The following is a 20656-nucleotide window of genomic DNA, read 5'->3' on the forward strand; positions in this document are numbered from 1 at the left end:
TGTGGTTAAAAATCTAGGCTAAGGTTTAAGAAAAATCTGCGGGCACTTGGGTATGGACCAACGTCGATGTTGTTGGCAAGACCATTTCCAAATGTTGAAGTTTCAGGATCATAACCCGAGTATTTTGTTATCATTACTAGGTTGTTACCAGAGATACCAGCTCTAAAACGTTGAACTTTGTTTTTGAACAATCTTTGGGTAACCTCAGTTGGCATGCTGTAATATAAACCAACTTCTCTTAATTTGATGTAGGAAGCATCTTCCACAAAACGGCCAGCATTGTTGAATGGTTCCGGTTCTCTTTGTTTACCATTAGGGATACCATCACCGTTTCTATCTCCGAACCAGTCTTTTGAGTTACCACCTTCATCCAAGTTCAGGTTGGTTAGGTTGACGTTGTAGCCACCTTTTTTCCAATCAAACAAAAATGAGAAATCGAAGTTTTTGTAGATCGTGAAGTTGTTGTTGAAACTCATGTTGAACTTCGGTTGTGAGTTGCCCCAAACAGTATACTCGCCTGGATTGATCTGTGGAGTACCTACAATAGTTCCTAGCTTTTCGCCTTCTTTCATCAAGAACGTTCCGTAACTAACACCGAAACCACCCGTAGTATAAGTAGGGATACCTAGTTTGCTAATGGTGATATCGTTTTTCCAGAACATCAATCTACTGTTCCATTTAAAGTTTTCTCTTTCGAATGGAGTACCTGATAGGCTCAACTCGATACCTTTATTGCTCAACTCAGCAAGGTTGCTGGAAGTCGAAGTAAAACCGGATGAAGGTGAAAGGTTCAATGGTTGGATATTGTTTGCTGTATTTTTGATGTAATAGGTAGCTTCCAAGGAAAGTCTATTTTTCAGAATACCGACATCCACACCTAATTCCAATTCTTTTGCAGTTTCTGGAAGGATATTTACATTTCCTACCGTAGTGGAAAGGGAAGAACCTAATAGTCCGCCAATGTTGACACCAACCAATGAAGAGTAGGTTGCTCCGAAAGCTACAGGACCTGCCGTTTCACCATAGGCAATCCTAGGTTTCAATTGCGAAATGAAATGATCTTTTAAGAAGTCGAAACTTGTCAAGTTCATCGCTAAGGATGCCTTAGGGAAAGCAAATAATTTACTAGGATCTCCATTCAAAGAAGATTTATCGAAACGAACACCTAAGGTTCCAATGATCTTATCTTCAAAGTTTGCTTCCTGTTGCAAGAAAATACCGGCTTCTTGGGTTCTCATAAAGAACTGGTTGAAGATGGTCTGTACAGCAGCTTGTTTAACATTTTTTTGAAGTGGTGCCAAGCCTTGGCCTCTTACGAATAGAAGGTCATCCTTGAAGTCCAATCTCACCATACCGACTTGGGAGTTCATGTTTACACGCTTCAAGTTGAAGTTGTAAACTAAGGCAGCTTGTAAGTTCGTATTGAAACTCTCTTGCTTTCCGTTCATGATATCACCAGGATTGGCAATACTGCGTTGGTATTGTAAATCCTCTGGAAGGTGGATGTTGGTTGTATTCTGTAAATAATCTAGACCTCCATTCAATACGAATTTCATGTAGCTGCTTTCGCCTTTGAATAGGTCGATACCTAAGTTGAAAGAACTGATTGATCTATTTACCAGAGAGTTGTTGGTTGATTTATCAGTTAATGCAATTGGGTTTTCTGTAAAGTAAGGGTTGTCTGGGTAGGTTCCATCAGGGCGTTGTCTCAAATCGTAGTAATTTGGTGTTGCAGCGATGGCATAACCGATACTTGCACCAGTTCTGTTTTGGTTACCTGTAAATCCGCGGTCGGTATTCGAACGGATGTAGCTTGAGTTTACGGACAATTGGATAGCATTCGTGATCTTTTGATCGATGTTAGCACGAACGGTATAGCGTTGGAAACCTGTATTTTTGATCAATCCGTTTTCATCATTGATACCGCCGGCAACAAAGAATTTTGTTTTATCCGTACCCCCAGAAACATTTAAACGTGTGTTACTAGAAAAATGCTGGTGATTATAGAAGTAATCTTCATAGTCCACAAAATTGTTGTTTGCTTTAGTTTCACGGAATCTTTCCAGTTCAAGGTTTCTACGGTTGGTTTGACTTTGCGTTGTACCGCCATAGAAATAATTGATTTTTTCTTCTGACCAATCATCATAGCCAAGCAGTTTCAGCGGGGTAGTTAAGCCAAAGTCTTCCGAAATTGAAACTTTCGTACGGCCTTCTTTACCTTTTTTGGTAGTAATAATGATTACCCCAGCATTTGCGCGTGTTCCGTAAATCGCAGCAGCTGAAGGACCTTTTAGGATTTCGATATTTTCGATTTCGTCTGGGTTGATGTCAGCAAGTCGGTTAGAGCCATCATCTTGGCTTGAGTTTCCTGCTCCGCTGACAGTCGCTCTACCCGTTGATTGCGTAGTATTGTTCACATAGACCCCATCCAAGATGATCAAAGGTTGGGAAGCACCAACAAGGCTGGAAAGGCCACGTAGTTGGATGGACATACCACCACCTGGAGCACCCGAGTTGGAACGGATGTTTGCGCCCGTGACTTTACCATATAGGGCACCGTCAGTTGTTTGCGGTTTAGCAACGCCGGTTAATTCAGCCGCATTAACCGAACTGACTGCATTTGCTAAGTTTTTTCTTTTGATAGAAGATGCCAAACCTGTCACAACAACTTCATTCAAAGTGTTGTTCATGTTTTCCTGCATTTTGATCATGAGGTTATTGCTTGCCGCAGAAACCCGGACTTCTTGGTCTTCAAATCCGACCATCGTAAAGAGAAAGGTAGCAGGAAGTTTTGGGGCATTGATGGAAAAATTTCCATTGTTGTCAGTGACACCCCCGATTCGGGTATCTTTAATTCTTACACTGACATTTGAAAGTGCTGAACCTGAAAGTCCATCAACCACCTTTCCTGAGATGGTTGTTTGGGCATAAGTCATTTGAACAAGACTAAGCCAAAATAAAAGCACATAGAGCAGCTTATGTTTCTTCATAAGATTGATTAATTAGGGTTTGTTTTTAGGTTAAAAAAGTAAAAATTTCTAGAAAATTTTCTAGGCTTAGGCTACGGCTAAATTCGGTTTGTTAAGTTAATAGGCGGTAAAACTAATTTAATTGGAACAGCTTTACAATTCAGAATTATCGTTGTCACGACTTTGTTACCTTTACCGGATTTGTTATCAATATTTTTACAGAGAATGAAATTAATTGGTAAATAATTAAAAAAATAGCAATATTATTTAAAAGTCCATAAATATTGTAGACTTTGAAAATTAGGTCAATTACTATTCTCTACAGAGAAAATTGAACAATTCACCTAGTTTGCCTTATTAATAGTAGAGGGTAAAACCAGCAAATCTTTCTTTATTCAAAAATAAATTTTTAGGCAATCACTTTTTTATAATTTCGGTATTGATAATTGGTAGTTAATTTCTTGCTTAAGAGCTTCTTAGGTATTTTTGTGGTATCTATGAATTAAACAATATATGGTTGTAAGACCTTTTTAAGATCAAAATAAATAGGATAGGAGCGGGACATAGGGTAAAAGGATTCCTAAAAGCCTTATTTTGAACAGATTTAAATAAGTAAACCCATCAATTATTCAGAACAATGTTTCTTAAATTCGACTTAATGAAAAAACAGTTCGCCATATTGTTTCTATTTCTATACGTTTTTTCGACAACTGAATTAAGTCAATTGTTGAAATTACCTATTCTAATAGAGCATTATTTTGAACATAAAGAAAAAAACTCAGACCTCAGTTTTTCAGCTTTCTTAGAATTACATTACTCCGAAGACCATTTCAAGGGTCATCCACATGATGAAGATTATGATCAAGATAGGAGACTTCCTTTTATGATGCATAGCTCGACGCTGAATTTCGTATTTATTTCTCCGCTAAATATCAACCTTGATGTTGCAGACAAAACCTATGTCGAGAAGGCAAGTGATTTCCCTTTTGAAAATGAATTTTTAATAAACCAAATCTACCTTTCATCCATTTGGCAGCCCCCAAAATCCTGTTAATCATTTCTGCCTAATAAGAAATTGTAACCTTCATGCTTTACAATCCATTTCCGCAATTGTAGGGATTTGGACTGTATTTAAGGGTTCAGCAATTAGGCCTACTTCATTTATTTAAGATTAACAGAATCCAGATTATGCTTACAAGAATTATTGAGTATTCCGTCAGGAACAAGCTCATTATAGCACTCTTGGTATTGGGGCTTATTGCGGTGGGGTCTTATCAGTTGACGAGGCTGCCCATTGACGCTGTTCCAGATATTACCAACAATCAAGTGCAAGTCATTACGGTTGCTCCTTCCTATGGAGCAACGGACATTGAACGATTGATTACATTTCCAATCGAACAGGCCAACAACAATATTTCCGGAAGGAAGGAAATACGGAGCTTTTCAAGGTTTGGCCTCTCTTTGGTCACCATTGTTTTTGAAGACAATATTGATATCTATTGGGCTAGGCAACAAGTGGCTGAGCGTCTCCAACAGGTACAACAAGAGATTCCAGCTGAAATAGGTAAACCTGAACTTGGACCTATTTCTACAGGCCTTGGCGAGATCTATCAATATGTCATTCGCGCCAAAACCGGCTTTGAACGAAAATATAATGTCACCGAGCTGAGGACCATTCAGGATTGGGTGGTAAGGCGTCAGCTTTTAGGTGTACAGGGCGTTGCGGAGGTCAGCAGTTTCGGCGGGAAGTTGAAGCAATATGAAATTGCTGTAAATCCCGATAAGTTAAATTCCTATGGAATTACCATCCACGATGTTTTCGAAGCATTGAATGATAATAACCAGAATACCGGTGGTTCCTATATTGAAAAAGGACCTACGGTCTTGTACATCCGCAGTGAAGGGCTGGTTGATTCCATTGCAGATATTGAAAATATTGCGATCAACAAGGAGTCAGTGGTCCCGCTCTTTATTCGGGATGTTGCGGAAGTGAAGATTGGCTATGCTACTCGGTATGGCGCCATGACCTATAATGATGAAGGCGAGGTGGCAGGTGCCGTGGTTATGATGCTGAAAGGTGCCAACAGCAGCCAAGTCATCAAAGAAGTAAAGAAGAAGGTCGCGGAAATCCAAAAAACTCTACCGGAAGGGGTGGTTTTAGAACCTTTTTTGGATAGGACTAAGATGGTGAACAATGCAATCAGCACCGTGGAGACCAACCTCTTGGAAGGTTCCTTGATTGTCGTTTTTGTATTGGTCTTATTCCTTGGAAATATTCGGGCAGGCTTTTTAGTGGCTTCCGTGATACCTCTTGCCATGCTATTTGCCATCTGTATGATGAACCTGTTTTCAGTCAGTGGAAACCTCATGAGTTTGGGAGCCTTGGATTTCGGGTTGATCATTGACGGTGCGGTTATCATTGTTGAAGCGGTTATGCATCAATTGAGCAAGAATGAGAAATTCCAAGAACTGACCAATATTCCAAATAAAAAGATGGATTCCATTGTGGTTGATTCAGCAGGTAAAATGATGAACAGTGCGGTTTTCGGACAGGTCATTATCTTGATCGTTTATCTACCGATCCTGACTTTGGAGGGGATCGAAGGGAAGATGTTTAAACCCATGGCAGAGACAGTCGCTTTTGCTCTTTTGGGAGCATTCCTGCTTTCGTTGACTTATATCCCTATGATGAGTTCGGTATTATTAAAGAAAAGGAAACTAAAACCTTCTTTTTCGGATCGAATGATGAAAAAGCTGGAAACATTATATCAGAAAATCCTGATCAAGGTATTGAGGTTTCCTAAGCTTATTTTTTCCGTAGTAATAATCCTATTTGGACTGTCAATTTGGATATTGAGTAGAATGGGAGGAGAGTTTATCCCTTCGCTGGAGGAAGGGGATTTTGCTGTTGATACAAGGATTTTGCCGGGAAGCAACCTAAATACTACGATTGAAAGTGTTACGAAGGCAGCGAAAATCTTAAAAACTAATTTCCCGGAAGTCGAAAAAGTGGTAACAAAAATTGGTAGTGGAGAAGTGCCTACCGATCCGATGCCGATGGAGGCTTCGGATATGATGGTAATCCTGAAAGATAAAAAGCAATGGACCTCGGCAAAAACCTTTCCTGAAATGGCGGAGAAGATGGCGACGGCATTGGAAGATGTTCCGGGAATCACGGTAGGTTTTCAATATCCTGTTCAGATGCGTTTCAATGAGCTGATGACAGGAGCTAGGCAGGATGTGGTGCTCAAGATCTTCGGAGATGATCTCGATTCCTTGATGGAAAGTGCAAAGAAGATCGGCAAAATCATTAATGAGGTTGAAGGAACGCAGAATCTTTATATTGAGCCAATTTCGGGATTATCCCAAGTCGTTGTGAAGTTCAACCGTCCAGTCATTGCCCAATATCATCTGTCGATTGCAGAGATCAATAAAGTCATCAATGCTGCTTTTGCAGGGCAGAACTCAGGGCAGTTCTTTGAAGGGGAGAAGCGCTTCGATATTGTGGTCAGATTAAACCAAGATCTCCGTCAAAACCTTCGACAAGTTCAGAATCTGCTTATCCCTACGAAGGAGGGCATGCAGATCCCTTTGTCAAAATTAGCCTCAGTGGATATTGTACAAGGGCCCAATCAAATCCAGCGGGAGAATGCACAAAGGAGGATTGTGGTCGGCTTTAATATCAAGGACAGGGATGTACAGAGTATTGTAGAAGAACTTCAAGGGAAAGTAGAACAAAATATTAAACTGCCGGCAGGTTATTCGATCTCTTATGGCGGTTCTTTTGAAAACTTGAATAATGCAAAAGGTCGCTTGATGATAGCAGTTCCTATTGCATTGGCCTTGATTTTTATCTTGCTGTTCCTAGCATTTAAATCCATAAAAGAGAGCCTTTTGATCTATACCGCCATTCCACTTTCCATCATTGGCGGGGTATTTCTATTGGCCTTAAGAGGGATGCCGTTCAGTATCAGCGCCGGAGTTGGGTTTATAGCCTTATTTGGTGTGGCAGTACTGAATGGAATCGTACTGATTTCGGAATTCAACAGGTTGAAGAAAAAGGGAATTAAGAATATCGTGCGGATAGTAATCGATGGTGGTGAAAGCCGATTGAGACCCGTATTGATGACTGCGAGCGTTGCATCCTTAGGTTTTATACCTATGGCGATCAGTTCAGGAGCCGGAGCTGAAGTCCAAAGACCTTTGGCAACTGTAGTTATTGGAGGATTGATGATAGCAACTTTGCTGACCTTGTTCGTACTGCCTTTGCTTTTCGTAATTATTGAAAATGGCTTTAAAAGAAAGAGCATCAAGCCTAAATTGCCAGTAATTATTTTCTTTCTATTGAGTTCCTTATTTGGAAATCAATTGATAGCCCAAACTCCAATATCTTTGGAGGATGCGATTCAGATGGCAGTAAAAGAGAACCGAAATATAAAACATGAAAAACTTAAAGCAGACTATGCGAAGAGCTTGATTAAAACTGCTACCGCCGAGGTCCCTCAATTAGGAATTAACTCTGAATATGGACAGGTAAATAGTGCCTATACAGACATTAGCTTAAATGCTTCCCAAAGCATTGCTTTTCCAACGGTGTATTCAAAACAAAAAAGCTTATTTATTGAAGAATGGAAGAAAAGTGAATTGAACATAGCTTTGAAAGAGTACGAGCTTAAGAAAGCTGTGTCCTTGACCTATTATGAGATATTATTCTGGAAAGATAAGGTCAAGCTTTTGGAGGGATTTCATCAATTGTATTCAAACATGGTTGAAAAAGCGACCTTACGCAAGAAGGCTGGGGAGAGCAATATTTTAGAGCTCAGTACCGTCGAAAACCAACGTTCATCGATTGCTGTACAAATTATGCAGATCAATCAAGAGCTCGATCTGTTGCATAAGCGCTTCAACTGGCTGCTCAATGCTAGTTCAGCATTAACCGTAAAGGATGAAAGCCATGCCAAGCTTGTTTTTCAAGAATTTCAAGAGAATCCCCAAATTGGTCTATTGGAACAAGATATCGTTATTTCCGAGCGGCAAACACAATTGGAAAAATCCAAGCTATTACCTGAATTGACCTTAGGCTATAGCTTGAATAGTTTCAAAGGGATGGGGCCAAATGATATATATTATGATGCTGTGCCGAGGTTCCATTCCGTGCAATTCGGAATAGGCTTGCCTATATTTTCTGAAGGACAAAAAGCAAAGGTAAAAGCATCTAGGATCTCCGAAAGTATTGCCGAAAGCAATCTTCAAAACTTCAAATACACAATGGAAGTTCAGAAACAACAACTGTTGATGACTTACAAAAATAACTTGAAGATTGTCAACCAATTCGAAGCAAGTGATTTAAAGAATGCCCAAATAATTTTGGAGACCGCTCAGAATCAATTCAATAATGGAGAGATAAATTATTTGGATTACGTGATGTTGTTAAACCAGTCTGTAATTGTAAATAACAATTACGTAGATGCCCTATGGAAACTTAATGAAGCGGCCATACAATACAAATTTCTACTCCTAAATCAATAATCATGAAAATTAGAAAATCATTTTATTTATACATATCCTTATTCTTTATGAGCTCCCTGTTTGGCTGTTCTACTAAGGTAAGTGAAAAACAAAACGTTGAAACCGGAGTAGATGAGGATGTTGTCACCTTAACCGATGCGCAATTGAAGAATGCGGAAATCGAAGAAATGGAGATTTCCGATCAGCAGATCTCCGTTATGTTGAAAATGAACGGCAAAATTGATGTACCACCGCAAAACTTAATATCCATTAGTGCTCCACTGGGGGGATATTTAAAGAAAACTGACTTAGTTGTTGGGATGAAGGTATCGAAAGGACAGGTATTGGCTGTTTTGGAAAACCCGCAGTTTATCCAGTTGCAACAAGATTATTTGACAGCTAAGTCGAAGTACAATTTTGCTAATCTCGACTATATCCGTCAGCGAGACTTGAATCAGGCCCAAGCCAGCAGTGATAAGGTAATGCAAGCAGCTCAATCTGAGATGAACCACCAGCAAATCCTAATGAACACTATTGCAGAGCAATTGAGGATGGTGCATATCAATCCTGAACAAATCAGTTCATCGAATATTGTCAACAGTGTAGCTATCTACAGCCCGATCAGTGGATATGTTAGTAAGGTAAATGTGAATATTGGAAAGTACCTAAGTCCAACAGATGTTCTTTTCGAATTGATCAACCCTAGCAATATCCATCTGAACATCAAAGTTCTTGAAAAGGATCTAGAGAAGTTAAAGATCGGGCAGGATTTAGAAGCATATTCTAATCTAGATCCGAAAACAAAGTATCCCGCAAGGATTCAATTGATAGGATCTGTACTTGACGAAAATGGATTGGCGGACGTGCAATGCCAGTTCATTAACAGTAATATGAACTTGGTTCCAGGAACATACATGAATGTAGATATTGCCTCGCAGACTGCATTCTCTAAAGCCCTGCCTGAGGAAAGCATAGTGGACTTCAAAGGACAGAATTATGTGTTTGTCAATGAAAGCAAGAATACCTACCGAATGGTTCCAATTATTATCGGAGAGTCCGATAGAGGATTTGTCAAGGTATTGAACGATCAGGATTTCCAAAAGAAGAAAGTGGTAAGCAAGAATGCCTATACGCTATTGATGAAATTAAAGAATACCGAGGAAGAATAAGGTTTGGGTTTAGAATAAAAAAATGGGCTCCAAATTTATTGTAGCCCATTTTTTAAGATTTAATTAATTGTCTTGGTATCCACCATAATATTTGACGGGACTCCAAGCCGGAATTACCTCTAGCTTTTCTTTGCTGAATGCCTTAAATTGTTCATCAGCATATACGATTTTCCCATCAACGATGGTTAGATTAGATTTCAGTTTCTTGATGTCATCCTCTGGTATACTGAAATAATCCTGATCAAGAATGATCAAGTCGGCGAAATAGCCAGGTTTTAACAAGCCCTTTTCATTGCTTTGTCTGATCAGGTCGTATCCACCTTTTGTCATGAGTTCTAACGCCAATGTCCTGTCCAATCTGTTTTCTTTTTGTAGGATTTCGGTGTTTCCAACGGTCTTACCTGAGACTAACCAATGGATGGCTAACCAAGGGTTAAAGGATGAGACCCGTGTTGCATCCGTTCCTAATCCTACTGGAATTCCCATTTCTAGGATCTTATGGATAGGGGGCGCCTGATTTGCAGCCTTCTTGCCGTACCTTCTGATAAAGTTTTCCCCTTGGAAGGACATCCGATTTTGAATGGCAATACCGCCACCCAATGCTTTGATTCTTTTTAGGTTTGCATCACTTACGGTTTCCGCATGGTCGAAAAACCAAACCAAATCACCCAATGGAATCTCTTCATTTACAGCTTCGATCACATCCAACATCCTGCCGATCGTTTCATCATACGTAGCATGCAATCTAAACGGCCATTTATTATTCACTAATAATCGGATTACAGGCAGCAACTGCGTTTCCATGGACTCCGGTAATTCAGGCCTTGGGAAAAGGAAGTTCTCAAAATCTCCAGCATCAGAAACAATGTTCTCGCCAGCACCAGCTACATAATAATCCTTGGGAACTGCAGTAGCTTTTGGATGTATACCCACATCGACCATACCTACCCATTTGGTATAGTCATTGAGTTCTGCACCTTTTTTCTGCGCAAAAAGATAGTGAGGCAGTCGAATGCTGATCTTTCCTTCTTCATTTAACTTGTCTGTGATGCTGTAATCATCTGGATAATTTTGAAAACCACCACCGGCATCCATCACTGAAGTGATACCCAAACGATTCAATTCAGTCATGTAAAGCAAAGTAGAATTGATTTTTTCCTCGTCGCTCAATTCTGGGAGTTTAGAAAGGGTAGAGTATAGGATAAAAGCATTAGGCTCCGCGAATAGCATTCCTGTTGGATTACCATGCTTATCTTTCTCTATCAAACCACCTGGAGGGTTTTCACTCTCCGAATTCAGTTTCAAGGCAGCAACTGCCGCTTTGTTCAAGTATACTTTGCCATAAAGGTAAAGGACGAAAGTCGGGACATCGCCAGTAGCCTTATTGATTTCTTCTAAGGTTGGAAAGCGTTCTTCTTTGAATTGATAAGGAGACCAACCTCCAACTACTCGAACCCATTGACCATTCGGAGTACGTTCCGCTTGTTCTTTCAGCATTTGCAGTGCTCTTTCCAAACTATGGACACCATCCCAACGCAATTCACTGTTGTAAAATCGGCCCGCTCGGATTACATGGGCATGCGAGTCAAAAAGGCCGGGAATTACCGTTTTGCCCTTCGCATCAATACTTTTGCTTGCTTTTCCTTTCAACTTATTGATCTCGGCATTGCTACCTACTGCCATGACCTTGTTGCCTTTGATGGCGATGGCTTCAGCAGTCGGATTGCCTTTATCCATGCTATGTACTTTGGCGTTATGGATTATGATATCGGCCTTTCCTTGCGCTGATAATTGGTAGCTGCAAAAAAATAATAGAAGAATGGTTGTACTAAGTGTGATAATGTGATTTGATTTTCTCATGATAGATAAGTTTAAGGATTAACTGCTAGCGATTTCTTTTTTCGAAAAAAACAAGGAATAATATAGGAGGATCAATGTTGCTGGAATCAACAATACAACTAAGCCATATTGTGCAGAAAGTAAAGCCCCTGAAATACAGCCAATCAAGAATCCAACGATTAGTATGAGCATCCTCCAGAAACTTTTTCTAGCATCAACATCTTTTTCTTTGCCCATAAAAGCATGACAGAAATCCAATGTTGCTTTAGTCACATTTCCCGTCATCACCGTAGTAGGCCCAAAAGTGGATTTACCATAGAGCTTATTGATTGCATTTTTTATTCCTAAAGCAAAAACGACAACCAAGACTATGTAAAAATTCACTACCGATTCAATAGCATAGTTTTTACCAATAAAATGGGCAAGGAGTCCAGAAATGGCCAAGATAGTACCCATTATCAGATAAAGACTGCGTTCATTCTTAATGATGCTATTTAAGTATCCTGTAAAATAGACTGCAACTATAAATACCGGGAAAGTCAGCAGAATCCTATAGTCGGAAAGTTGCGGATTGTGAACCAATTTATTGGCAAAGACTACAAAGTTTCCTGTCACATGGGCAGAGAAGACTTCATTTCCTGAAGTGAATGTTGCGGTATCGGCATAGCCTGCAACAAATACTAAAAGAAAATTAGAGATGATTTTTGAAATGTTGTTTTCCATGTTTTTTATTGTAGAAAGTTGTTTATGATCCAGTAATCCACCGATTTGGTCCCTGCTCCCAAAAGGACAAGCAACAGTAAGGAAAGGCTGTACATATAGGGTACATCCCTTTCAACCACGCTGTCTTTCCTGTGGATCACAAAATACCCTATGGCCGTGATCATCAATGCTGGCAGCAGAACTAAGCGGGTACCAAACCCGATGACCCCTAATAATGGAAGATAAAGGGTGGCGAATAGGGAAATTAAATTATTCAGTTTTTGAGGCAAACCCAAAGGATTTGGGGTGTCGTGATGGCTGTCTGTTTTTTTTAGACCATGAACTCGCATCAGTTCAATCATCAATAACACCCTGAATCCAAGGAATACCCAATTGTTAAATTCTGATCCTAAATCAGAGTATAATATTTTGGTTATTAGCTCTTGCATGAATTTATATTAAAATGAAAAACAAGAACAGCCTAGAGTACCCCAGAAAGAGGTATAATTATTAACTGGGACATTGCTCATTCTGGCTACATTATGGTTATGGCCATGAACGTTGCAGGAACCTATACATGCATGGATATATTGAGCTTGCGCTTGTGCCATAGCCTTTGCCTTCGCTGTTTTCGCATCGCTGGCATTCTTGCTGTAGCTTGATAATTCCAGATTGTTTGATCCTGGGTAATAACCATTATAGTTTTTGGTTGGCGACCAATCTGGTAGAATTGGAAGGGCAGGAGGGGCTTCATTTCGGAAATCTCCTTTTGCATAGACAATCTTACCGCCAACTACGGTCAGATCCGCTTCAATATCTTTGATTTCTTCTTCCTGAACATTGAAAGAATCGCGATCCAAGACAACTAAATCACCTAACTGCCCCACTTTGATTTCTCCTTTCTTACCTTGTTCGTTCGAGAACCATGAGCCACCTTTGGTATATAGCTCAAGTGCCGTTTGACGGTCAAGCACGGTTTGATCGGAATAGATTTTTTGACCACCAACTGTTTTTCCTGCGGCCAGCCAATACAATCCTATCCATGGGTTATAACTCGCAACCCGGGTTGCATCTGTACCACCGGCAACAGGCACACCCATTTTCAACATCTTTTTCACTGGTGGCGTGTGTTCTGCGGACTCTTTGCCATAGCGTTCGGTGAAATATTCACCTTGATAAGCCATCCTGTGCTGGATTGCAATACCACCACCTAATGCCTTAACACGTTCAATGTTTTGTTCCGTAATGGTCTCTGCATGGTCAAAGATCCAATGCAAACCATCAAAAGGAACTTCTTTGTTCACTTTTTCAAAGACGTTCAAGAATCTATTGATACTTTCATTATAAGTGGCATGTAACCTAAATGGCCATCTATTGGTGACCAATAGCTTAACCACTTTTTCCAATTCTTCTTCCATGGTTTCTGGAAGGTCAGGTCTTGGTTGCAAAAAGTCCTCAAAGTCTGCAGCTGAATACACCAGCATTTCTCCGGCACCATTATGTCTGTATTTATCATCGCCTTGGAAAAGCTTAACACTGTCTATCCAACCTTGGAAATCTTGGTATTCCTCCTTCGGCTTTTGGGTAAATAGGTTGTAAGCAATCCTTACGGTCAATTCATCCTCATCCCTTAAGGTTTCGATGACTTTATAGTCATCAGGATAGTTTTGGGAACCACCACCAGCATCGATTACACTGGTAATTCCAAAACGATTCAACTCCCTCATAAAATGTCTAGTGGAATTTAAGGACTCCTCAAAGCCCAATTTTGGACCTTTACCCAAGGTTGCATACAGGATTGTTGCATTTGGGGTAGCCAGAATCAAACCCGTTGGATTGCCAGATGCATCTTTCTGGATTTCTCCTCCTGGAGGGTTAGGCGTATTTTTATCATAACCTACAGCACGTAAAGCAGCTGCATTTAGAAAAGCACGATCATATAGATGGAGGATAAAAACAGGGGTATCAGGAGCAATGGCATTGATTTCTTCCAAGGTCGGCATTCTTTTCTCAGCAAATTGTTGCTCAGTCCATCCACCGACAACCCTTACCCATTGTGGGCTAGGTGTAATATCCACTTGTTCCTTCAACATTCTCAAGGCATCAGCCAAAGAAGGAACCCCATCCCAACGCAGTTCCAAATTGTAATTCAGACCACCACGGATTAAATGGGTATGGGAATCATTGATGCCTGGTATCACGGTTCTTTGCTGCAAGTCTACCAATTTGGTCTTGTTGTCCGAAAACTCCATCACTTCCTTGTCGGTACCAACAGCAATAAATTTATCGTCTTTTATAGCCACTGCACTGGCTATCTGGTTTTCTTTATCTAAAGTATTAATCTTTCCGTTATATAATATAATGTCTGCTTTCATGATTATTTATGTTTTAAAATTTATACTTCTAAAATGAATATTGAATTCCCAATGCAGCTGAGAACAGATCTACAGCATCCGATTCCTTTAAGAACTGATCGGTTTTGAAATAGGCAAAGTCACCCATTAGGACAAGTTTTTCCTTAAGATGATACTGCGGGCTGATCTGAAATTGGCTACCAATATTATAAGATTCCTGATTCAAACTTTTTATCAGAGGATTTCCACCTACATCATAAACAGCATCTTCACGAGAGTTCCTCCAGAAATAGATGTACTCTAGCGAAACCGTGAGATCCTTGACCGGATTGATCTTGCTATATACATGAAGGTTTGTCAAGTTTTTAGGACCGATGATTGGGCTTAAACCAAAATAGGCTCCTTTAGGATAGATGGGGTCAAAAGTGTTCAATTGATTGTCCGTTGAATCCCTATCTCCACTGATGTATTGTGCTTTTAATCCTAAAATCGGTTTCCAACTTACTTCATCAAACTTGTAGGTGATATGGGCAGAAGCGGTAGAGGAGTTGATCTGTTCACCTGTGCTAGCCTTACCCCATTGCAGGAGTGCTTCTAGATCATAAGTGAAGTTTGAGGTGCCTTCCCATATTCGAAGCCCTAAAGAGTGCTTCTTGGTTTCATAGCTATGTAAGTTGATGGTTTCCTTTTTTCTATTGATCCCCAAATAGTAGAGATCAAAATTCTGGATCAATGGCACATTATGCTTAACCGCATATACGCCCCAGAGGATATTGTTTCTGTTTAGGAACTTATCGTTGAAAAAACCGGTTTTCGCTTGAACGTATGTGGATAGAAAAGCATCAATGGTCAGATCCTTTTGCTCATATTTCAGCTTTATGGCATCAAAGGATTGCCTATTGTTGGGACCTTCCCGGACTGAAATAATCCTTTGCGATCCATATTGGAGTTCCTGTCTACCTATGGTTGCAGAGATCTTACTGGAGCTACCGGTCTTATGGGAGTATCTATAAAAAGCTTGATGTAGATCTAGGACATTTTCGTCCACAGGAGATACTGGATGGGGAATTCCATTTGCCAAACCACTTTGGAACTCGACTTTAAATTGATGGGATGCTCCTACATCCAATGCAGCATTCCATAAAAATCGGGTCAATAAGTAATTGGAATCATTTTCCTTTTTCCAATTTTGATTGTCGAAATGAAAATATTGCACGCGGATATCTCCTCCCTGTTTGAAACTGATTTTGTTTGATTTGTCTATGGAATCTCTGACTTGGGAAAAACCAAAAACTGGAATTGATGATATGATTGAAATAAAAATATATCTGCTTATAGTCATTTGCCAGTTTTTGGTTTTGATCATCTTCTACCTTAAAATAATAGGGTTCGAGGATTAATTGTTTTTATTAAGCATGTGTTTAGCATAGTGCACACCTAAACCGTATGAACCTGCTCTTTGTTTGATCAAGTTGTTTACTGGTTCATAAGTTTCTTGACGTGCCCAATCTCTCTGTAGTTCCAATACATATTGAACTGCAGTAATTGGAATCACACCAGCTTGCTGCATACGGATTAATGACATGTTATGTGCTTCAGGCGTAATGTCACCACAGGCATCAGTTACAACATACACTTCATAACCTTCTTCTATTGCTGAAAGAGCTGGCATTGCAATACATACACTGGTCCACAAACCTGCCAAAACAAGTCTTTTCTTTCCTGTTGCTACGATGGCATCATGTGCATTTTGATCTTCCCAAGTGTTCATGGTCGTACGGTCGATATAAGGATGAGATGCTTGAGGGTATACATCTTCGATTTCTGGGAATACAGGTCCTGAGAAAGTTTCTTCTGCTACTGTAGTTACAATGGTAGGAACATTGAAGATTTTCGATCCTCCGGCTAGCAATGCTACGTGGGCTCTCAACTGCATCATTGGGATGGATGAAGTTGCAAAAGCCATTTGTCCTTCATGGTCGATCAAAACTAAGGCATGATTGTCCGGTGTCAAAAGTGATTTTGCTGGGGTTGGATTTTTAGATGTCATGGTCTTTGTAATTAAATAGTGAAAAAAATATTTAGTTAAGTAGTTTCGTGGATATTAAATTAATGTTTAAAATCAAAAACTTATTTCAAAGATATTTCCTGATTAATAAGTATCCATTGATTTATGTTAATAAATTTAAAAAGAACAATTAAATGTTTAACCATCTAATTTTCAATTTGTTTTCACAATTAACGTTAAATTATTAACAGGAATAGGGAATTCGGTTGATCGCATTGAGGAAGGTTTTTAAAGAAATTTCTAATGAAAACTTTAAAAAGTTGAAAATAAAATTAAAGTTATTAACCGCTTTTGATACAGTTTGGATAAAAAATTATCGAAAACTAATGCCGGCCAAACTTTAAATCAACGCTGAATCAAGGAATGAAATGGGTAATACACTAAAATTATTTCAATTATTAGTTGTTGGTTGAACTTTAGTTTAGAATTATTTGTTTGGATAAACTAATTCTAAGAGGGGATATTATTTTTGATTTTATACTCCAATGGGGAAATTTGGATGTAATTTTTAAAGTGCCTATAAAAATTTGATTGATTCTCAAACCCACTTTCTTCAGCAATCATTTTAATAGGTTTATTAGTATTCAGTAATTCTCTACAAGCATAATTTAATCTTATTTCTGTTAGAAATTCAAAATATGATTTTTTGGTAGCTGTCTTAAAAAATCGACAAAAGGACGTCACACTTAGATTACTTATTTCAGCAAGTTCTTCTATCAATATTTTTCTCTTAAAGTTATTGAAAGTATAGGTAAAGATATTATTGATTCTTTTTTCATCTAATTTTTGGAAGTTTTCATTAATGTAGCTTGAAGAAATAATTTCATATTCTTTGGATTTTGATAATAATTCAAATATCCTAAGTAGAATGACAATTTTATTAATACCTACCTCAGATTTCATCTTAAGCATTAATTTTTTCGCCTTGTCTTTTGTTTCTCCGGTAATCAATAGTCCTTGTTTTGCAATTTGAAGGAAATTGCGAACCTCTTTTGCTTCTGGGATCCCAAGAAAATCTTTTCCTAAGCTATCAGGATGAAAATGAACTACAATAGCTTCTACAAAACCATCTGAATCTAATTTGTTATTGCATTTCCACATATGCGGAATATTAGATCCCAGGAGGATTAATTCATCTTGGTTAAAGTCAGTAATATTTTCTCCAATAAATCTAAGTCCCTCTCCTTTAATCAGATAGTGTAATTCTATTTCAGGATGGTAATGCCAGATTGTTCCAAAATGAGGAAGAACATCATGTCTTATACTAAAGGTCGTATTGGTCTGTTTTGGAACTTGATGAAATTTGGCTTTCATACTTCAGTTTTATTTTTGGTTATAACTAATGTATGAATTTTCCCTATAATAGTATACTTTATGATAATATGTTAGAACCTTTTGATAATTTTTCAAAAGATTCAAGTAATTTATTATCTGAATTTTGTAAAGTAGCCAATAGGTAAACCATTACCTCTTCTGAATGAAAAGCATACGATTAACATCGGATATAATATTTACTGAAACTTAATACTATTTAAATCAATAAACATGAATAACCTACCTATTATAGACTTAGTTATTATATTTCTCTATTTACTTGGGATGGTACTCGTAGGTGTATACTTTTCTCGCAAGAATCATTCGGTTGATGAGTTTACTAAAGCATCTGGGAGAATACCTTCTTGGGCAATTGGAATCTCAATATATGCCACTTTCCTTAGTTCTAATACATTCTTAGGAGTTCCTGGAAAAGCATATGGGGGAGATTGGAATGCTTTTGTATTTAGTCTTTCGATGCCATTTGCTGCTTGGTTTGCTACTAAATATTTTGTTCCCTTTTATAGAAGTACAGGAGAAGTTTCAGCATATACTAATTTGGAGAAACGTTTTGGAACCTGGGCAAGAACCTATGCAGTTGTATGTTTTCTCCTTACACAATTAGCAAGAATTGGTTCTATTTTCTTCGGAATATCCCTTACACTACAGGCATTGACTGGTTATAATATGTTGGCAATAATGTTAGTTACAGGCATCTGTATTGTCATTTATACGGTTATGGGTGGGATAGAAGCTGTTATTTGGACCGAGGTTGTTCAAGGTATACTTAAAACATTCGGTGCACTTATTATTATTTACTTGGTTGTGATTAAGGTCCCAGGTGGCTTGAATGAAATTGTGAATGTGGGCATGCAGAATAATAAATTTAGTTTAGGATCTTTCAATTTTGATTTTTCAAGTTCAACCTTTTGGGTAGTATTATTGTATGGTTTTTTTATCAACCTGAATAATTTTGGAATGGATCAAAACTATGTTCAGAGGTATCACACTGCACAGTCCGCAAAGGAGGCCAATAAATCAGTTTGGTTATGTGTATGGATCTATGTTCCTGTCTCACTATTGTTTTTCTTTATAGGTACCTGTCTATTCACCTATTATCAGAATAATCCAAATTTACTAGCTGATATTAAATTACAAGCTGCAGCTGAACAATTAGGTTTAGCCATTCAAAATCCCCAAGTAATAGATTTAGCTGCAAAATTACAACCTCAAGATTACGGAGACAAGGTAATGCCGCACTTCATGGTGAACATGATACCTACAGGGCTATTAGGATTAATAATTTCAGCAATTTTATCAGCAGCAATGAGTACCATTAGTTCAGGTATGAACGCCTCTGCTACGGTATTTACGGAAGATATCTATAAAAGATATTTCAATCCCGCTGGAACGGAGAAAACCAATTTAAAGGTTCTCTATATTGCTACAGTAATCGTTGGCCTAATTGGTATGTCATGCGGTATTGCCATGATTGGTGTAAAAAGCCTATTAGATGTCTGGTGGACCTTATCAGGTATTTTTGCTGGTGGTATGCTCGGTTTGTTTTTGTTGGGTTTAATCAGCAAAAAAGTTCAAAATAAGGCAGCTATTATCGGAACAATTGTAGGGATCATGGTAATTCTTTGGATGACATTTTCATTTTTAATACCAGATCATCTTGCCTTTTTGAGAAATCCATTACATGCCAACATGATCATCGTGGTTGGTACATTAGCTATATTTTTAGTAGGAAACCTAAGTCAAAAGCTCGCTAAGAAATAATTATTTAAACATATAAAAACTATGATTCGGAGTAATAAAAAATTTATTCCTGTAATGCTTATGCCCTTTACGGAAGATAAAAAGATCGATTATAAAGTCCTGAAAGATTTAGTAGAATTCTATTTAAATGCAGGTGCAGAAGGACTTTTTGCCAATTGTCTTTCCAGTGAAATGTTTGAATTGGGAAAAGATGAAATGATTGATTCTATAAACTTTATTGTCAATGAAGTTCATGGTCGAGTTCCAATTGTTGCCACAGGATCTTTTGGAAATACAATCTCTGAACAAGCTGATTTTATAAAGGAAGTATATGCTACTGGTATTGAAGCGGTAATCGTAATTACAAGTCTTTTGGCTGAGGAAAACGATGAGGAGAGCTTATTTGAAGATAATGTCCGGAAGTTAATGGAACTAACTCCCAATATACCTTTGGGATTTTATGAATGTCCGATTCCTTATAAAAGAATAATGTCTCCTACATTCCTGTCAGAAATTGTTCAATCAGATAGAATTAAATATTATAAAGATACTTCTTTGGATCTGAATAGCATCAAATCTAAACTACATGCAACGCAGGGTTTTCCAGAATTTGGACTTTTTGATGCTTATATGGTACATGCAGTCGGATCCCTCCAAGCAGGATCTGCAGGTCTCTCCTGTATTCAAGGAAATTATTTTCCAGAATTAATCGTGTGGCTTTGTAAAAATTACGACGATCCAAACCTACAGGTGCAAATTGATAAGGTTCAAAATTTCCTCATAGAAAACATGGATGTCATGCATTATGCATACCCTGCATCAGCCAAGTACTTCCTACAATTAACTGGTTTTGAAATCCAAACCTCCTGCAGAAGAACAGATATTGAGCCTTTAGATGATGAAACAAAAGAAAAATTAAAACAACTAAAAATATCTTATGATCAATTGAAATTATAGTTAACCAAAAAATAA

The 20656-nt window shown here is 38.4% G+C and carries 13 protein-coding genes; 5 read left to right on the forward strand and 8 right to left on the reverse strand.

Features of this window, described 5'->3' with window-relative positions; all coding sequences use genetic code 11:
• Positions 1-5: 5 nt before the first annotated feature.
• Positions 6-2990 carry a SusC/RagA family TonB-linked outer membrane protein gene (locus CKW03_RS07755; protein ID WP_093095560.1) on the reverse strand — a complete coding sequence of 995 codons (2985 nt, stop codon included), beginning with the start codon at positions 2988-2990 and terminating at the stop codon, positions 6-8.
• A 637-nt stretch (positions 2991-3627) separates the two neighbouring features.
• Between CKW03_RS07755 and CKW03_RS07760 the strand changes: the two genes are divergently transcribed.
• From CKW03_RS07760 to CKW03_RS07770, 3 genes are all read left to right on the forward strand, one after another.
• Positions 3628-4023, forward strand: coding sequence for a hypothetical protein (locus CKW03_RS07760; RefSeq protein WP_139185414.1), 396 nt, complete (start codon positions 3628-3630; stop codon positions 4021-4023).
• Positions 4024-4157: 134 nt separating this feature from the next.
• Entirely contained in the window at positions 4158-8498 is a 4341-nt protein-coding gene (locus CKW03_RS07765; RefSeq protein ID WP_093095563.1) for a CusA/CzcA family heavy metal efflux RND transporter, read from the forward strand.
• 2 nt (positions 8499-8500) lie between these two features.
• On the forward strand, positions 8501-9646 hold the full coding sequence (locus CKW03_RS07770; protein ID WP_197700992.1) for an efflux RND transporter periplasmic adaptor subunit: 1146 nt from the start codon (positions 8501-8503) through the stop codon (positions 9644-9646).
• A gap of 63 nt (positions 9647-9709) precedes the next feature.
• Here the strand turns inward: CKW03_RS07770 and CKW03_RS07775 are convergent, their stop codons facing one another.
• From CKW03_RS07775 to CKW03_RS07805, 7 genes are all read right to left on the reverse strand, one after another.
• A complete protein-coding gene (locus CKW03_RS07775) occupies positions 9710-11506 on the reverse strand; it encodes an amidohydrolase (RefSeq protein WP_093095566.1) in 1797 nt (598 codons plus the stop codon).
• A gap of 18 nt (positions 11507-11524) precedes the next feature.
• Positions 11525-12208, reverse strand: coding sequence for a YoaK family protein (locus CKW03_RS07780; RefSeq protein ID WP_093095568.1), 684 nt, complete (start codon positions 12206-12208; stop codon positions 11525-11527).
• 5 nt (positions 12209-12213) lie between these two features.
• Positions 12214-12636, reverse strand: a complete 423-nt coding sequence (locus CKW03_RS07785) for a DoxX family protein (RefSeq protein ID WP_093095570.1) — start codon at positions 12634-12636, stop codon at positions 12214-12216.
• Positions 12637-12645: 9 nt separating this feature from the next.
• On the reverse strand, positions 12646-14562 hold the full coding sequence (locus tag CKW03_RS07790; RefSeq protein WP_093095572.1) for an amidohydrolase: 1917 nt from the start codon (positions 14560-14562) through the stop codon (positions 12646-12648).
• A gap of 28 nt (positions 14563-14590) precedes the next feature.
• A complete protein-coding gene (locus tag CKW03_RS07795; RefSeq protein WP_157739429.1) occupies positions 14591-15883 on the reverse strand; it encodes an alginate export family protein in 1293 nt (430 codons plus the stop codon).
• Between the two features lie 54 nt (positions 15884-15937).
• Positions 15938-16591: a hydrolase gene (locus CKW03_RS07800; RefSeq protein WP_093095574.1), complete on the reverse strand. Its 654-nt coding sequence runs from the start codon at positions 16589-16591 to the stop codon at positions 15938-15940.
• Positions 16592-17059: 468 nt separating this feature from the next.
• Complete coding sequence (locus tag CKW03_RS07805) at positions 17060-17923, reverse strand: AraC family transcriptional regulator (protein ID WP_093095576.1); 864 nt, start codon at positions 17921-17923, stop codon at positions 17060-17062.
• A gap of 231 nt (positions 17924-18154) precedes the next feature.
• Here CKW03_RS07805 and CKW03_RS07810 point away from each other — a divergent pair, with 231 nt between their 5' ends.
• Positions 18155-19705 carry a sodium:solute symporter family protein gene (locus tag CKW03_RS07810; protein WP_093095578.1) on the forward strand — a complete coding sequence of 517 codons (1551 nt, stop codon included), beginning with the start codon at positions 18155-18157 and terminating at the stop codon, positions 19703-19705.
• 21 nt (positions 19706-19726) lie between these two features.
• A complete protein-coding gene (locus CKW03_RS07815) occupies positions 19727-20641 on the forward strand; it encodes a dihydrodipicolinate synthase family protein (protein WP_093095579.1) in 915 nt (304 codons plus the stop codon).
• Positions 20642-20656 lie beyond the last annotated feature (15 nt).

This window comes from Sphingobacterium mizutaii, from assembly GCF_900187125.1.
In the GTDB taxonomy this organism is placed as follows: Bacteria; Bacteroidota; Bacteroidia; order Sphingobacteriales; family Sphingobacteriaceae; genus Sphingobacterium; species Sphingobacterium mizutaii.

Excerpts from the sequence above, each read along its gene's own strand:
- CKW03_RS07795 (WP_157739429.1), bottom strand. The coding sequence starts at position 15,883 with ATGACTATAAGCAGATATATTTTTATTTCAATCATATCATCAATTCCA.
- CKW03_RS07755 (WP_093095560.1), bottom strand. The coding sequence starts at position 2,990 with ATGAAGAAACATAAGCTGCTCTATGTGCTTTTATTTTGGCTTAGTCTT.
- CKW03_RS07770 (WP_197700992.1), top strand. The coding sequence starts at position 8,501 with ATGAAAATTAGAAAATCATTTTATTTATACATATCCTTATTCTTTATG.
- CKW03_RS07760 (WP_139185414.1), top strand. The coding sequence starts at position 3,628 with ATGAAAAAACAGTTCGCCATATTGTTTCTATTTCTATACGTTTTTTCG.
- CKW03_RS07815 (WP_093095579.1), top strand. The coding sequence starts at position 19,727 with ATGATTCGGAGTAATAAAAAATTTATTCCTGTAATGCTTATGCCCTTT.
- CKW03_RS07780 (WP_093095568.1), bottom strand. The coding sequence starts at position 12,208 with ATGGAAAACAACATTTCAAAAATCATCTCTAATTTTCTTTTAGTATTT.
- CKW03_RS07810 (WP_093095578.1), top strand. The coding sequence starts at position 18,155 with ATGAATAACCTACCTATTATAGACTTAGTTATTATATTTCTCTATTTA.
- CKW03_RS07790 (WP_093095572.1), bottom strand. The coding sequence starts at position 14,562 with ATGAAAGCAGACATTATATTATATAACGGAAAGATTAATACTTTAGAT.
- CKW03_RS07765 (WP_093095563.1), top strand. The coding sequence starts at position 4,158 with ATGCTTACAAGAATTATTGAGTATTCCGTCAGGAACAAGCTCATTATA.
- CKW03_RS07775 (WP_093095566.1), bottom strand. The coding sequence starts at position 11,506 with ATGAGAAAATCAAATCACATTATCACACTTAGTACAACCATTCTTCTA.
- CKW03_RS07805 (WP_093095576.1), bottom strand. The coding sequence starts at position 17,923 with ATGAAAGCCAAATTTCATCAAGTTCCAAAACAGACCAATACGACCTTT.
- CKW03_RS07785 (WP_093095570.1), bottom strand. The coding sequence starts at position 12,636 with ATGCAAGAGCTAATAACCAAAATATTATACTCTGATTTAGGATCAGAA.
- CKW03_RS07800 (WP_093095574.1), bottom strand. The coding sequence starts at position 16,591 with ATGACATCTAAAAATCCAACCCCAGCAAAATCACTTTTGACACCGGAC.